Source organism: Cellulomonas septica (assembly GCF_012396155.1).
Classification (GTDB): domain Bacteria; phylum Actinomycetota; class Actinomycetes; order Actinomycetales; family Cellulomonadaceae; genus Cellulomonas; species Cellulomonas septica.
This window is the reverse complement of sequence record NZ_JAAXOY010000705.1, coordinates 1-1,764: the sequence shown is the minus strand read 5'-3', so window position 1 is coordinate 1,764 and position 1,764 is coordinate 1. Positions and strand designations below refer to the sequence as shown.

At 75.4% G+C, this 1,764-nt stretch carries 2 protein-coding genes; both read left to right on the top strand.

Annotated elements, in window-relative coordinates:
- A partial coding sequence (locus HGA02_RS18360) for an FHA domain-containing protein (protein WP_168680747.1) occupies positions 1-785 on the top strand: 785 nt, incomplete at its 5' end.
- Positions 782-1,764, top strand: a 983-nt coding sequence (locus tag HGA02_RS18355) for a protein kinase domain-containing protein (RefSeq protein WP_168680745.1), incomplete at its 3' end; no start/stop codon positions are given. The genes HGA02_RS18360 and HGA02_RS18355, both read left to right, overlap by 4 nt.

Below are 1,764 nucleotides of genomic sequence, written 5' to 3'. Positions count from 1 at the left end.
AGCCGCCGGTCGAGGCCGAGCCCGCCCCTGTCGCGCCGCCGGTCGAGGCCGAGCCCGCCGCGACGCCCGTCGCGCTCACCAAGGACACCCCGCAGGCGCAGGTCGCGGACGTCGTCGAGGAGCCCGTCACCCCGGCCGACGACGCGTGGGAGCACACCGTGCGCACGCCCGCGTCGGCGGCCTACCCGCTCGAGCCGCAGCCGACCGAGCCGCGCTACGACGTCGTCGCGGCGGCCGAGCAGTTCCTCGAGCAGCACGCGCAGCGCCCGGGTCTGGTCGACCTGTCGCCCGTGCGTCCCGTCGACCAGCCCGTGCCGCCCGCGTCGCCGGACGACCACGACGGCCTGACGATCCTGTCGTCGGACCTCGCCGCGATCCGCGACCAGCTCCCGAGCTGGGCGGCCGACGAGGTGCCCGGCCCGTTCGCGGTCCCCGCGGCGGCGGAGCCGGCGAAGCTCGTGCTGTCGACCGGCCTGGTCGTGACGCTCGACCGCGCGGTGCTGCTCGGCCGTGCGCCGCAGGTCGCGCGCGTCACCAACCGCGAGCTCCCGCGCCTCGTCACGGTGCCCAGCCCGCAGCAGGACATCTCGCGCACGCACGCCGAGGTGCGCGTCGAGGGCGACCACGTCCTCGTCACGGACCTCGACTCCACGAACGGCGTGCACGTCTCCCGGCCGGGGGAGGGCGCGCGCCGCCTGCACCCCGGCGAGCCGAGCGTCGTCGCGACCGACGAGGTCGTCGACCTGGGCGACGGGGTGACGTTCACCGTGGAGCGGGGGTCGTGACCGCACGCCGCGAAGCCTCCGCCCCACCGCGACTGCCCGGCTACGAGTTCCTCAGGGTCCTCGGGCTGGGCGGTTTCGCGGACGTGTTCCTGTACCAGCAGGAGCTCCCGCGACGTGAGGTCGCGGTCAAGGTGCTGCTCGCCGGCAGCCTCGACGACGAGGTCCGGTCGCGGTTCCAGTCCGAGGCCAACCTCATGGCCCAGCTGTCGCACCACCCGTCGATCGTCACGATCTACCAGGCGGCGATCGCCGCCGACGGCCGGCCGTACCTCGTCATGGAGTACTGCTCGCGGCCCGGGCTCGCGGAGCGCTACCGGCAGGAGCGGATCTCCGTCGCCGAGTCGCTGCGGATCGGCGTGCGCCTCGCGTCCGCGATCGAGACCGCGCACCGCGCGGGCATCCTGCACCGCGACATCAAGCCCGCGAACGTCCTGACGACGGACTTCGGCTGGCCGGCCCTCACGGACTTCGGCATCGCCGCGACCACGGGGCACGGCGCCGGGGCGACGGTCGGCATGTCGATCCCGTGGTCGCCGCCCGAGCTGCTCGGCGAGCACCCCACGGGCGACCAGCGCTCCGATGTGTACTCGCTCGGCGCGACGGTCTACTCGCTGCTCGCGGGCCGCACCCCGTTCGAGATCCCGGGCGGCCAGAACAGCGCGCAGCAGCTCGTCGCCCGCATCGAGCGCTCGCCGCTGCCGCCGACCGGGCGCGACGACGTGCCCGTCGGCCTCCAGCACGTGCTCGAGCGCTCGATGGCGAAGGACCCCGAGCGACGGTTCACGTCGGCCGCGGCGATGGGGCGGGCGCTCCAGGCCGTCGAGTCGGCCCTCCGCCTCCCCGTGACCCCGCTCGACCTGTCCGACGACGGCGACGAGCCGGTCGAGCCGCTGCCGGTCGTGCCGTCCGCGGAGCCCGAGGACGCGACCCGCGTGCGCTCGGTCGTCACGCTGGACCCGCACGCCGGTGCGCGCACCAC